Raw genomic sequence first — 12,619 nt, forward strand, 5'->3', positions numbered from 1 at the left:
CTCAGCGGCGGCTCGGCGCGGCGGCCGGGGTGCCCGCCAGCTGCCGGTAGGCGCGGGCGATCGCGCGGAGCCGGGCCACGTCGGCGGCGAACGGTTCGCCGGCCGCGGTGGGTGGCGGGGTCTCGCGGGGTTCGTCCGGGAGGTCGCGGACCAGGCGCGCCACCGCAGGCGGCGGGAGGTCCGGGGTCGCGCCGGCCAGGATGAGGCCGTCGTTGGTCTCGCTCATCGCCGTCAGCAGGCGTTCGCGCCGCGACGGGCCGCCCGGGTCGATGCGGACGATCTCCGGGTAGCGCCGCGTCAGGTGCGCGCGCAGCGGACGCAGCAGGCGCAGCGTCCGAGCGTCGCGGCGGGCCGCCGCCAGGCCCGGGACCGCCGGGATCGTCAGGCCCAGCACGATCAGCAGCACCGAGACGGCCGGGAACCCGACGTCGAGCGCGCACGGCACCGTCGAGAAGGGCCCGCGGCACAACGCTTTCACCGGGTGCTCGGCCTGCAGCGCGTGGATCGTCCCGACGACCTTCCCGGCCAGGTACGCGAGCGCGAACGCCGACGCCAGCAGCAGCAACACCAGCCCGGCGCGCAGCGCCCCGCCGCTCGCGCGGATCGTCACGGCCGCCACGATCCCGATGTCGATGACCGCGAGCCCCAGGTAGACGGTGTAGGCGAAGACGTAGACGACCAGCGTCGGGTGGGTGCGGTAGAGCTCGTCGAACACGCCGACCCCGCGGGGCAGCCCCTGCGTGCTGAAGAACGTGACGAGCAGCAGCGTCAGCGCGACGCCGAGCGCGACCAGCCGGGTGCGGCGGCCGCGGTCGCGGGTGCCGCTGATCTCCGCGACGGTCAGCCCGATCCCGTACGCGGCGACCATCGTCGCGAGGTTCGACAGCAGGCGCCCGAGGCTGGGGTAGAGCTCGCTCTCGAACTGCTGCGCGCGGTTCGAGAGGAAGCAGAACGCGGCGCCCAGCGCGATGAGCGAGACGGCCAGGCCGGCGCCCGCACCGGTGCGCCGGGCGCGCACGGCCCGCCAGATGCCGACGACGAGCGCGAAGGCCCCGACCCCGAGGAACAGAATGTCGATCACGGGACGCGACTATCCCAGGAGCGCCGCCAGCCGCCTAGCCTGGTCGGCCGCCCGGCCGGACGCTCCCGGCTGAACGGCGGGCGGCTCACTGGTCGCGGCGCTCATCAGCAGGACGGCGATCAGTTCGGCCTCGTATTCCTCGGTGCCGCTCGTGACGCGCGTGAGCAGGTGCGACAACGCCGCGGGCGCGAGGTCCGGGGCGAGCTGGGCGGCGTCGGACTCGGCCATCAGGCAGGTGCCGGTGTGCGCGCAGAGCATGTGGGCGAGCTCGTGGGCGATGATGTGGTCCTGGTGCAGCGCCGACGTGTGCTCGGTGTAGGCGATCAGGTCGTAGTCCGGGCGCGCCTGCCAGGCCCCGGAGGGCTGCCCGGGCCGGTAGGCGATCGGGACGAGGTCGATTTCGCGCCCACGCCAGGCCTCGAGGCGGTCCACCCAGCCGTTCATCGACCACGGCCGCGGCAGCGGGACGGCGGCGAGCACCGCCCGGACGCGCTCCCGCGCCTGGTCACGGAGGTCCGGCAGACCGCGCTCGTCGATGGGTCCTCCCCGCTCATCGGGCGCCAGCCGGCTGCACCGGGGCGCGATCACGGACGAGGTCATCGTAGCCGACCGGCGCGGCTCACTCGGGCTTCCGGCGCCGGCCTTCGCGGCGCCGGGTCTCGTCGTAGCTGCCGAGCTGGTCGAGCAGCGCGGTGACGGTTTCGCGGTCGCGCGGGGAGAGCCGCATCGCCCGCTGCGCCAGGGTGCGCGCCTCGGTGTCCCGCCACGCCACGACGTCCTCGACCTGGCTGTCGATCCGGCCCGCGACCTCGTCGTCGAAGAAGTAGGTGACGGGCACGCCGAAGAACTGCGCGAGCGCCTGGATGTGCGAGCGCTTGGGGTCCTTGCGCGCGCCGACGGCCAGCTGCTGCACGTGCGTCGCGGACATCGAGACCCCGGTCCGGTCGGCGACGCCGGTCGCGATCTCCCGGTAGGAGTACGGCTTGCGGTCCGGCGGGTGCACGGTCGCGATCAAGTGCGCCAGCCGTTCGGCGAAACTGCGCCCTTCGCTCACCACACACCACCCTCAGCCAAGAAACGTGACAACCGTCAGCGTAGCTGTCCCGAAAACTTGACACAGCCCGTCCCGGAAAGACTACGATACTCCCGTTCGGTGTTTCGGAAACATGACACGGAACCCGGGGTGGCGCAGCGGCCGCGGGGTGACTCACGTGGCCGCTGGGGGTGGCCACGCGGCTGACTCCGTGCCCGCCGCGCGATCCTTGCGAACGGGAGTCGGGGGTTAGCGGGTTTCGGCCCTGGTGGTTTTGCGCGCGCTGGCGGGTCGTGCGGGCGTGGTGGGACTCGAGGGCCGGCCCGCGTGGACCGTTCCCCCGCGCCGCCGAGCACTTCCGTCCTAGTGCGCGTGTACCACCGGGCTTCGTCGCCTCCGTCAGTTCGCCAGCAGCCGGCGCATCACCCCCGGCGTCGTTCCGGCGTGCTCGCGGACCGTGCGCGTCAGGTGGGCCTGGTCGGAGAACCCCAGATCCGCCGCCAGGGCCGCCAGCTCCCGCTCCCCCGCCTCCAGCCGGTCGAGTGCGCGGCCGACCCGGACGCGGTTGCGGTACCTCGTCACCGAGACGCCCAGCTCGCGCGGGAACGCGCGGCTCAACCGGTACGGCGACACCCCCAGCGCCTCGGCCAGCGTGAACAGCCCGCGCGCCGCCGGCTCGTCGGCCCCGATCGCTTCCCGGGCCCGCGCGACCAGCTCGCGGTCGTCCGCGCGCACCGGACCCGCCGGCGTCGAGGCAGCAGCCTGGGTGATCGCCCGGCCGACCAGCACCAGCAACTCCTCCGCCAGCGCGTAGTCCGGGTCGGCCACCGACGCGACGGCTCGGCGGTGGGCCAGCTCCAGCGCGCCGTCGACGAACACCGTCGGCCCCGCGGGCCGGTCGCCCGCCAAGTGGGACCACAGCCCGGGACCGAAACGCACCGAGGTGCACGTGTCGCCGCCCGCCGGGTGGGCGAAGCACTCCTCGTCGCCGGGAGCCGCGAGGTAGGCCACCGTCCGGTCGGCGTCCGCCACCACTCCCCCGGCGCGGCGGCGGAAGCGGCCGCGGCGGACGAGCACGATCCGGTGCGCCGACGACACTTCGGCCGGCGACCACCCGGTGTGGTCGTCGGCGCACTCCACCACGCTCACCGCGTACCCGGGGCGGGCCACGACTTCGACTGCTTCACGCACGAACCGGACCGTACGCCGGGGGTACGACGATCCCGGCCCGCAAGGATCTTCAAGACCGCACCCCCGGACCGCGGGCAGGCTGCCGCATGACGAAAGAAAGGAGCAACTCCATGCCCGCGGAACTCACCACCATCGTCCTCGACTGCGCCGACCCCGCCGCGCTCGCCGCCTTCTACGCCAAGGCGCTCGGCTGGGAAGTGACGCACCAGGACGCGGACTCCGCCCAGCTCGGCAGGGGCCCGGTCGGGCTCGGCTTCCAGCGCGTCGAGGGCTACCGCGGTCCCGGCTGGCCGGACGCCGCCAAGCACGCGCACTTCGACCTCACCGTCGGCGACCTCGACGCCGCCGTCGCCGAATTCGAAGGGCTCGGTGCCACCCAACCGGACTTCCAGCCCGGGGGCACCGACTGGGTGGTGCTCGCCGATCCCGAAGGGCACCTCTTCTGCCTGATCCCGGCCTGACGCACGGGGTGGCCCCACACCCGAGGGGCCACCCCGGCTCGGTCAGGAGCGGTAGACGCCGAACTCGTAGAGCGAATAGCCGTACGCGGTGCCGCGCTGGGTGGCGTTCACCCGGACGTACCGCGCGGTGGCCGAGACCGCGATGTCGTCGGCGCCGCCGTCCCCGGACGTCGTCCCGTACACGCTGCGCCAGTTCGCGGCGTCGTCGCTGACCTGGATTTCGTAGGCCTTCCCGAACGCCGACTCCCAGACCAGCTGCACGTGGTCGAACGCCTGGCTGCGGCCGAGGTCGACCTGCAGCCACTGCGGGTCGGCCCAGGCACTCGCCCAGCGGGTCGCGGTGTTCCCGTCGGTCGCGGCCTGCGGCGGGTACGGCGCGCCCGGGCCGTCAGCCTGGTACGTCGAGGCCGTGGTCGCGGCGCCGCGGGCCAGGTTCGTGCCCGGCACCGGCGGCGCGACCACGCGCAGCGAACGCGTCTCGATGCCGACGTTGCCGTGGCCGTCCCGGGCGTAGAGGTAGATCTTCCAGACGCCCAGCTGCTGCGGTGCGGTGACGGTGAACGTTCCGTTCCCGGTGAACTGCGCCGGGATCAGCCCGGCCGCGTTGTTGATGTACTTGCTGTTGTACCCCATGGTGTAGGTGATCGGGTCACCGTCCGGATCGGACACCGCGGCGGTCAGGGTGAACGTGCCGCCCGCGGGGACGTCGGTGGTGCGGCTCAGGTTCATCGACGAGATCACCGGCGGCGTGTTGCCCGCCGTCTGTCCACTGTAGATCCTGCGCACGGCGTACCAGGACAGCCGCTTCTCGTTGCCGGTGGTGATGTTGAACCAGACGCCGCCGAAGTCGCCTTCCGTGCCGTAGTGGAAGAGCGTCGCGCCGAGCGCCACGCCCGGGTGGGCCAGCACGCAGTTCCAGGCGTTGACGTAACCGTCGCGCTTCTGCTGGTCCGTCGGCTCGGCGGGGACGCCGTTGGCGTCGTTCGGCACCTCCCATTCGCCGGCCGGCCCGGTCTCGGTGATGATGTAGGGCTTCGTGTAGCCGCCGGCCAGCCAGTCCTGCTTGACCTGGCACACCTGGGCGTAGGAGTTCACGGAGTACAGGTCGAGGTTCGGCGCGTACGCCTTGTAGTACGGCCAGGCACCGGTCCAGGCGTCGGTCGAGGTGACCGGGTGGTTCGCGTCGATCGCGTGGATGGCCTGCGCCGCCTGGTCGACGAACCGCGTGTAGGCGATCCGGTTCTGCTCCAGCTGCGTGCCGGAGTAGCAGTTCTGCATCCCGAGGATCGACTCGTTGCCGACGTTCCACATCAGCACGCCCGGGTGTGCTTTGTAGGCGGTGACCCACTTCTGGATTTCGGCGAGCATCGTGTTCTTGTAGTTCGTGTCGGTGGTGTAGTCGACGCACCCGCCGCTGCCCGGGCCGCCGCCCGGTTGCAGCCAGAAGCCGCTGACCACCTTGATGCCGTTGGCCGCGGCGGCGTCGAGCAACGGCTGCGAAGTGCCGTCGGTGCCCCAGGTCCGGACGGTGTTGACGCCGATCGCGTGCAGTTCCGGCATCCGCGTCGCCGCTTCGCCGACCGGCGGTCCCCAGGTCAGTCCCTTCACGGTCCACGGGATACCGTCGACTGTCAGCTGCCAGTTCCCCTGCGCGCCGGTCACCCGCGTGACGCCTGGACCGCTCTGCGCTCCCGGGGTGCCGCTGACCTGGAACTCCCACAGCGAATAGCCGTAGCCGCCGACGCGGTGCGTGCCGTAGAGGCGGACGTACCGGCCGTGCCCGGTGACCGCGAGATTTTGAATACCGCCGACCGCCGTGGTCGTACTGTATACAGTCTGCCAATTCGCGGCGTTGTCGGAAATCCGGATTTCGTATGCAGTCGCGTAGGCGGCCTCCCAGTTCAGGGTGACCTGGCTGATGTCGGCGGACGCGCCGAGGTCGACCTGCAGCCACTGCGGGTCGCTCCAGGCGCTCGCCCAGCGCGTGCCAGGGTCGCCGTCGACGGCCGCCGACGCCGGGGTGCCCGCGCCTTCGGTGCTGGACGCGGTCACCGGTCTGCCTTGGGAAAGGACGGTGGCGGCGTGCGCCGGGGACGGGCCGGCGAGCAACCCCAGCACCAGCAGGGCCACCAGCGCCGGGACGGCACGGAGGAGCGACGGTCGGTCCACGATGACTCCCGTACGACTACAGCGAGGACGAGGGACGGAGGTTGGAGAGCGCTCTCCAGCGCGACCGATGGTTCGTCACCGCGCCCCGCGTTGTCAAGGATCTCGTCCCGAACCGGACAATGCCTTCCCGCCGCGGTATCCGGGTGCTCCTTGACACGGCGGCACCCCGGTGCGCATGCTCTTGGAGAGCGCTCTCCCATCCTTGGCACCTCACCGTGGAGGACCCTTGGCAACGAAAGCCGCGCTCCTCGCCTGCACCGCCGCCACCGTGCTGGCAGGCGCCTTCCTGACCGCGGCCACCTGGTCGCCCGCCGGAGCCGACGACCTGGTGACCCACCACGAGTTCCAGGTCAACTGCTCCCCCAGCCACCACCAGCCGGACGACCCGATCGTCTTCCCCGGGCTGCCCGGCGCCTCGCACGACCACACGTTCATCGGCAACAAGACGACGAACGCGGCCACGACCCTGCAGTCGCTGCAGGCCGCGGGCGTCGGCAACACGACCTGCCTGGCCCCGGACGACCTGTCCGCGTACTGGTTCCCGACCGTGCTCAACGGGAACCAGGTGGTGCTGCCGAACTTCGCGCAGGTCGTCTACTACAAGTCGGGCATCCTCGACTACACGAAGGTGGTGCCGTTCCCGCCCGGGCTGCGGTACGTCGCCGGCAGCGTCACCGCGACGCAGGACGAGTTCCAGCACGCCCCCGGCGCGATCGAAGGCTGGGAGTGCGGGGACAGCTTCCACAACTGGGACATCCCGGTGAACTGCGTCGCCGGCAGCCAGCTCAACATCCGCTACCAGGCACCGAGCTGCTGGGACGGCGTCCACCTGGATTCGGCCGACCACAAGGGGCACATGGCGTACCCGGACCGGGCGACGCTGACGTGCCCCGCCGACCACCCGGTGGCGGTGCCGATGCTCGAGTTCAAGATGGCGTTCCCGGTCAGCGGCGACATGTCGGGGGTGCACCTGGCCAGCGGACGCGGGTACTCGTGGCACTACGACTTCTTCAACGCCTGGGACCCGCAAACCCTGGCCGCGCTGGTGACCCACTGCATCAACGGCGGCCTGCAGTGCGACCCGCGCGGGTTCGACCTCTACAAACCCGACCGCGGCACCGTGCTCGGGCCGAACTACCGGTTGCCCGGCCGCCCGTGAGAAGGCTGGCCTTGGGGGCGGCGGTGGTGGCGCTGTCCGTGGGCGGGTGCGCCACCACCGGCCCCACCCCCGCTCCCGGGCCGGCCACCGCCGCCTTCAACCCCACGGACGTGGCCTGGCTGCAGCTCGTGGTGCCGATGACGTCGAACGCACTCGCCGCGGCCCGGCTCGCCCCGGAGCGGGCCGGGAGCGCGGCGGTGCGAGAAGCGGCGAACGCGGTGGTGGCGCCTTCGCAACGCCTGCTGACGCGGTTGGAGTCGGTGCGCGACCGGGCCGGGCTCCCGGCCGCTGATGTCCACAGTGGACACCGGATGCCGGGCATGGTCACGCCGGCCGATCTGGCGGCGTTGCGCACCGACACCGCCCCCGAGTTCGACCGGCGCCTGATCGCGCTGCTGCGGGCGAACGCGGCGCAGGTCGTCGTGCTCGCCCGCGGCGAGCAGACGTCCGGGGCCGACCCGGAGACCCGCGAACTGGCCGGCGAGCTGGGCACCGAAGGCGCCCGCCAGAACGAGGTGCTCCCGAAGACCGCTTGAAATCCGTGAAGGCCACCTCGAAGGAACCTTCGAGGTGGCCTTCACGGCATTTCCGGCCGCCCGCCGGAGGCTCAGTACGTCACGGTGACCGGCGCCCGCCCGGGCCGGGCCGGGGCCTTCACCGTCAACGTGTGAGTGGCCGCGTCCCAGCTCCACGTCGACGACGGGGCCCACCCGCCACCGACCTTCACCCGGCTCGGGGCCGCGGACACGCCGAGGAACTTGACCGTCCACTCCCGGTCCGCCACGCGGTACCGGCCCTGCGGCGGCGCCACCGTCACCGAGCGGGAGCCGCCCCGCTCGACGTAGGTGATCTTCGTCGTCGAGCTCTGCGCCGACGACGTGCCGTTGTCCTCGTACAGGGAGAACGACCCGGCCCCGCCCGGCGCGACCGTCACCGTCACCCGGTTCAGCGGGCTCTGGACGTCGTTGGGCACGTCCGCCGTCCGGGTCGCGGTGATGCCGCCGCCGCGCTGGAACACCGGCATCGTGCCGAGGTCCGACGTGACCTGCTGCGTCGTGCCGCCCGCGTACGTCTTGCCGCTGAAGTAGTCCGTCCACTGCCCCGGCGGGAACCAGACCGACGTCGTCGCGGACGTCCCCGGCGTGGTCACCGGCGCCACCAGCAGGTCCGGCCCGTAGAAGTACTCGCTCGACGCCGCCGCGTACGCGGCCGGCTCGTCCGGGTACTCCAGGTACGTCGGGCGCACCACGGGCACGCCCGTCGTCGCGGCTTCCTGGGCCAGCGTGTAGGTGTAGGGCACCAGGTTTTCCCGCAGGTTCAGGAACTTCGTCGCCGACGCCTTCGCCGCGTCGCCGTACTGCCACGGGAGCCGGTCGCTGTGGTTGCTGTGCAGGCGGTCGATCGGCTGGAACGTGCCGAGCTGCACCCACCGGGCGTACATGTCGTCGGGCAGCTTGGCCGTCTGGCGCTGCTGGCCGCCCGAGGTGTAGGTCTCGCTGCCGCGCAGGCCCGTCGTGTCGTTGTGGCCGCCGATGTCGTGGCTGATCGCCGACATCCCCGTCGCCGCCGACTCGGCCGGGGTGATCCCGACCTCCATCCGCAGCGTGCCCCACGTCGAGGACGTGTCACCGGTGAAGTGGAGCGTGCTGCGCTTGTCCGCCCACGGTCCCGTCGACAGCCCGATCGGGCCGCCGTAGCCGCCGGCCTGCAGCGAACCGTAGGCCCGCGAGGTGACGAAGCCGCGGCCGGTCGCCGGGGCGGCCAGGTCGGCGTACTGCTGGTTGATCCACGCGTCCGGGGTGACGCCGGGCAGGCTCGACTTCGACCCGTCGCAGCACCAGTCCAGCCACCAGAAGTCGTTGCCCTGCTGCATCATCCCGGCGTGCAGGTCGAGGTAGGCCTTCAGCTGGTCCGGGTCGCCCCAGTCGAAGACGTAGCAGTCGGTGCCGCAGCCGGACTTCACCAGCTTGCCCTTCGCCGTCGCCTGCGCGCGGGCGAACTGCGGGTCCGAGCCCATGATGCTCGGGTGGGTGTTCAGGGTGTTGTGCAGCCCCTGCGCCTTGGACCACGCGAAGAAGCCGGCCGGGTCCGGGAACTTGTTCGTGTCGAACTGCCAGCCGTTCCAGGTGTCGGGTGCCTTGAAGTCGGTGTCGGTGACGAGCACGTCGAGCGGCACGCCCTCGCTGCGGAAGCGCGGCAGGATCGTGTCGCGGTAGTCGGCCGCGGTGCGGTCGATGTACTCCGAGTACCAGACGCCGTACGCCCAGCGCGGCAGCAGCTCGGGCGGCCCGGTCAGGGTCGCGAGGTCGCGCAGCCCGGCCTTGTAGTCGTGCCCGAAGGCGAAGACGTAGCCGTCCTGGTACGGGCTCCCGCCGTGCGACGGCCGCTGCGTGACCTTGCGGGTCGCGGTGTCGTACAGCGCCGAGGGGCTGTCGTCGAGCAGATACCAGCCGTCCTGGTGCAGGAGCCCCTCGGTGAGCGACGGGGTGCCGTTGTCGCCGTTGACGCCGTCGAGGCCGCGCCGGTACCCGCCGAGCGCGAGGTGCGGCTGCGGGGCCGCCGCGCCCGTCGCCGTGACCGCGACGGTGTCGACGTTGACGTGGCAGCTGGTGTCGTCGGGACAGCCGAGGACGACGTCGTTCGCGCCGACCCGCAGGTCGACCGGGACGGACGCGGTCTTCCACGCGTTCCAGTCGTCGGTCACCGGCAGGGACAGCGTGCGCGTCACGCCGTTCGCGGCGACGGTCGCGGTCCGCGTCTCGTGGCGCCCGTCGCCGCCGGTGCCGTTGGCGTACCGGACGCTCAGCTGGTACGTGCCGGCAGTGGCGACGTCGGTGATCCGCTGCGTCACTGCCGAACCCCGGTTGAGCTCGGCGACGAAGCCGCGCCCGGCGTAGCCCGGGTGATCGGTCGCGACTACGGCCGAGCCGGTCCGCAGCCCGGCTTCCGCCTCGCAGCTCACGCCGGCCGGGCAGCCGGTGTAGGCGCGGGCCGACGCGGGCGGGAAGGCCGCACCGGCGGGGAGCGCCGCGAGGGCGTCGACGTTGACGTTGCCGGAGTCCGCCGCGGTCCGCTGCAGGCGGACGCTGTGGTGGCCGGCGCCGAGGGTGACCGGGACGGACGCGACCGCCCAGGTGTCCCAGTCGGTGGTCGCCGGCAGGGTGAGCTTCTGCGGCGCACCCGCGTCGACCGAGACGCTCAGGGTGCGGGTGACGTGCTGGCCGTCCCCGCCCTGGCCGTTGGCGAAGCGGACGGCCAGCGAGTACGTGCCGGCGGCCGTGGCTTCGACGTCCGCGGTGGCCGAGGTGCCGGCGCTTTCGAAGCCCGCGAGGAAGCCTTCGCCCGTGTAGCCGCGGTGGTCGGTGGCGATGCCGAGCCCGTCGGCGGTCAGGTCTTCGGCCTCGCACAGCGCGCCGGTCCGGCAGGTCAGGTGGCGCCAGGGCGCGGCGAGCACCGGGGTCGCGCCGGCGGTGGTGCGCACTTCGAGGTTGCCGCCGTCGAACGGGCCGGAGTCCAGCCGGTAGGTCAGGGTCGTCGCGCTCGTCCGGATCGTGAGCACGCCGCCGGAAACCGTGGAGGTGTAGGGCGTCGGCGTGAACGAGCCGCGGCCGACGGCGTTGAAGGTGGCGGCGTCGGTGAAGCGGCCGTCGCCGGCGTACTCCGTCCGGATCACCGTCGGGGACAGCACCTGGAAGCGCGCGTTCCCGGCGGTGACGGTCTGGCGCCGGGGCGCGGCGGTGGCGGGGGTCGCGACGGTCACCGTAGCCGCGGCGACGGCGACCACGCACGTCAGCCGGAGGGCTCTCGCTGTTCTCGTCCGCACGGCGGAACTCCGTTCCGGTAAGGGGACTCGGCGTTTTACAACGTTGGAAAAGCGTTCAGATCCGACCACAGCGAGAGGGGTGATGTCCAGACCACTGACCGGAACTGTCCGGACAGATCAGCGGCCGGTGACGCCGTCGAGCTGCTCGCGCAGGATGTCGGCGTGCCCCGCGTGCCGGGCGGTCTCGGACGTCATGTGCGCGAGCACCCACCGGAGGGTGTGCGCGGTGCCCAGGACGGGGACCGCCACCGGCGCCGCCGGGTCGCCGGCCGCCCGGATCGCCGCGTCGCTCGCTTCGATCGCCGCCCGGTAGCCGGCCAGCACGTCCGCCGTCGACCGGCCTTCAGGGACGGTCATGTCCACGTCGCCGGGGTTTTCGCCGCCGGCGACGTGGTGCCCGAACCAGACCCGCTCGGCGAACGTGAGGTGGTGGACGAGCCCGAGCAGCGTGGTGCCGGACCCGACGAGGACCTCGCGCAGCTGCTCGTCGGTCAGCCCGTCGGTCTTCTTCAGGACGGACTCGCGGGCGAAGGTCAGGAACGCCGTCGCGGTGTCGAGCTCGCCGCCGTCGTTGCGCGGCACGGGTTTGCGCTGTGTCTCGGCCATGGGCCCAACGTAGTGCTCAGCCCGAGTCGCGGACCACGAGTTCCGGGTCGAAGATCACCGATTCGGCGCGCAGGTCCGGGTCGGCCATGCGGTCGAGGACCATCCGGGCCATCGCCGCGCCCATCTCCTCGACCGGCTGGCGGACCGTCGTGAGGCGGGGGCGGCAGCTCAGCGCGACGCGGCTGTCGTCGAAACCGACCACCGCCACGTCGTCCGGGACGCGGCGGCCGGCTTCGCGCAGCACCGTCAGCGCGCCGTACGCCATCAGGTCGTTGGCCACGAAGAGCCCGTCCAGCGCGGGTTCCTCGGCCAGCAGGCGTTCCATCGCCTGTTCGCCGCCGTGCTCGGTGAAGTCGCCCTCGGCGACCGCCACGTACGCGTGGCCGTGGCGGGCCATCGCGTCGCGGAAGCCGGCCAGCCGGTCCTGGCCCGCCGGGGTGCCCGCCGGGCCCGCGATCGTCGCGACGCGACGGCAGCCGCGCGAGACGAGCCGCTCGGCCGCGAGCCGGGCGCCGTCCTGGTGGGCGACGTCGACGTAGCACACCGGTGCCGGGCGGGCGGGCCGCGCGAACAGCGCCGTCGGCACGCCCGCGTCGGTCAGCGTGCGCGGCAACGGGTCTTCCGCCGGGTGCAGGGAGATCAGCAGGACGCCGCTGACCTGCTCCTGGCGCAGTTTCGGGACCAGCTTCGCGCGGTCGGTGTCGCTGTCGACGAGCATCAGCAGCGGGTGCAGGCCGTGCGGGCGCAGGTGGGAGACGACGCCCTCGACGACGCGGCCGAAGAACGGGTCGCCGAAGACCCCGCCGGTGAACGCCTCGACGTGCCGCTCCGGCTCCGACACCACCAGCGCGATCCCGCCGGTGCGCCGGGTGACCAGTGACCGCGCGGCCCGGTTCGGGACGTAGCCGGTGTCGGCGATCGCGCGTTCGACCGTCTCCCGCAGCTTGGGGTCGACGTTGCGGACGCTGTTGACCACGCGCGACACCGTGGCCCGCGAGACGCCGGCGACCCGCGCGACGTCCTCCAAGGTGGGCGGCTGCGTCGTCACCCGTCCTTTGTAGCACGCTGTGAGAGCGCTCTCCCAGTGCCGCGCCGC

Annotated in this window: 11 protein-coding genes; 3 read left to right on the forward strand and 8 right to left on the reverse strand. The window is 72.6% G+C overall.

Annotated features, from left to right (window positions below; genetic code table 11):
* Position 1: 1 nt before the first annotated feature.
* From MUY14_RS14230 to MUY14_RS14245, 4 genes are all read right to left on the reverse strand, one after another.
* On the reverse strand, positions 2–1,081 hold the full coding sequence (locus MUY14_RS14230; protein WP_247023467.1) for a hypothetical protein: 1,080 nt from the start codon (positions 1,079–1,081) through the stop codon (positions 2–4).
* A 9-nt stretch (positions 1,082–1,090) separates the two neighbouring features.
* Positions 1,091–1,681, reverse strand: coding sequence for a hypothetical protein (locus tag MUY14_RS14235; RefSeq protein ID WP_247023468.1), 591 nt, complete (start codon positions 1,679–1,681; stop codon positions 1,091–1,093).
* A 19-nt stretch (positions 1,682–1,700) separates the two neighbouring features.
* Entirely contained in the window at positions 1,701–2,135 is a 435-nt protein-coding gene (locus MUY14_RS14240; RefSeq protein ID WP_247023469.1) for a helix-turn-helix domain-containing protein, read from the reverse strand.
* A 378-nt stretch (positions 2,136–2,513) separates the two neighbouring features.
* Complete coding sequence (locus MUY14_RS14245) at positions 2,514–3,305, reverse strand: AraC family transcriptional regulator (protein WP_247023470.1); 792 nt, start codon at positions 3,303–3,305, stop codon at positions 2,514–2,516.
* A gap of 110 nt (positions 3,306–3,415) precedes the next feature.
* Here MUY14_RS14245 and MUY14_RS14250 point away from each other — a divergent pair, with 110 nt between their 5' ends.
* A complete protein-coding gene (locus tag MUY14_RS14250) occupies positions 3,416–3,766 on the forward strand; it encodes a VOC family protein (RefSeq protein WP_247023471.1) in 351 nt (116 codons plus the stop codon).
* A 42-nt stretch (positions 3,767–3,808) separates the two neighbouring features.
* Here the strand turns inward: MUY14_RS14250 and MUY14_RS14255 are convergent, their stop codons facing one another.
* Positions 3,809–5,935 (reverse strand): discoidin domain-containing protein, encoded by a 2,127-nt coding sequence (locus MUY14_RS14255; protein WP_247023472.1) that lies wholly within the window; start codon positions 5,933–5,935, stop codon positions 3,809–3,811.
* Positions 5,936–6,161: 226 nt separating this feature from the next.
* On the opposite strand from MUY14_RS14255, the gene MUY14_RS14260 reads away from it, so the two are divergent.
* A complete protein-coding gene (locus tag MUY14_RS14260; protein WP_247023473.1) occupies positions 6,162–7,094 on the forward strand; it encodes a DUF1996 domain-containing protein in 933 nt (310 codons plus the stop codon).
* An 11-nt stretch (positions 7,095–7,105) separates the two neighbouring features.
* On the forward strand, positions 7,106–7,630 hold the full coding sequence (locus MUY14_RS14265) for a DUF305 domain-containing protein (protein WP_247023475.1): 525 nt from the start codon (positions 7,106–7,108) through the stop codon (positions 7,628–7,630).
* 71 nt (positions 7,631–7,701) lie between these two features.
* Here the strand turns inward: MUY14_RS14265 and MUY14_RS14270 are convergent, their stop codons facing one another.
* The 3 genes from MUY14_RS14270 to MUY14_RS14280 all read right to left on the reverse strand — a co-directional run bounded on the left by MUY14_RS14270 (position 7,702) and on the right by MUY14_RS14280 (position 12,571).
* Positions 7,702–10,917, reverse strand: coding sequence for a TIM-barrel domain-containing protein (locus MUY14_RS14270; protein ID WP_247023476.1), 3,216 nt, complete (start codon positions 10,915–10,917; stop codon positions 7,702–7,704).
* A gap of 117 nt (positions 10,918–11,034) precedes the next feature.
* Complete coding sequence (locus MUY14_RS14275) at positions 11,035–11,523, reverse strand: DinB family protein (RefSeq protein WP_247023478.1); 489 nt, start codon at positions 11,521–11,523, stop codon at positions 11,035–11,037.
* A 16-nt stretch (positions 11,524–11,539) separates the two neighbouring features.
* The gene (locus MUY14_RS14280) at positions 11,540–12,571 is read right to left on the reverse strand and encodes a LacI family DNA-binding transcriptional regulator (protein WP_247023480.1); all 1,032 of its coding nucleotides are present in this window, start codon (positions 12,569–12,571) and stop codon (positions 11,540–11,542) included.
* Positions 12,572–12,619: the final 48 nt, after the last annotated feature.

Source organism: Amycolatopsis sp. FBCC-B4732, assembly GCF_023008405.1.
Taxonomy (GTDB): domain Bacteria; phylum Actinomycetota; class Actinomycetes; order Mycobacteriales; family Pseudonocardiaceae; genus Amycolatopsis; species Amycolatopsis pretoriensis_A.

Excerpts from the sequence above, each read along its gene's own strand:
- MUY14_RS14250 (WP_247023471.1), top strand. The coding sequence starts at position 3,416 with ATGCCCGCGGAACTCACCACCATCGTCCTCGACTGCGCCGACCCCGCC.
- MUY14_RS14235 (WP_247023468.1), bottom strand. The coding sequence starts at position 1,681 with ATGACCTCGTCCGTGATCGCGCCCCGGTGCAGCCGGCTGGCGCCCGAT.
- MUY14_RS14275 (WP_247023478.1), bottom strand. The coding sequence starts at position 11,523 with ATGGCCGAGACACAGCGCAAACCCGTGCCGCGCAACGACGGCGGCGAG.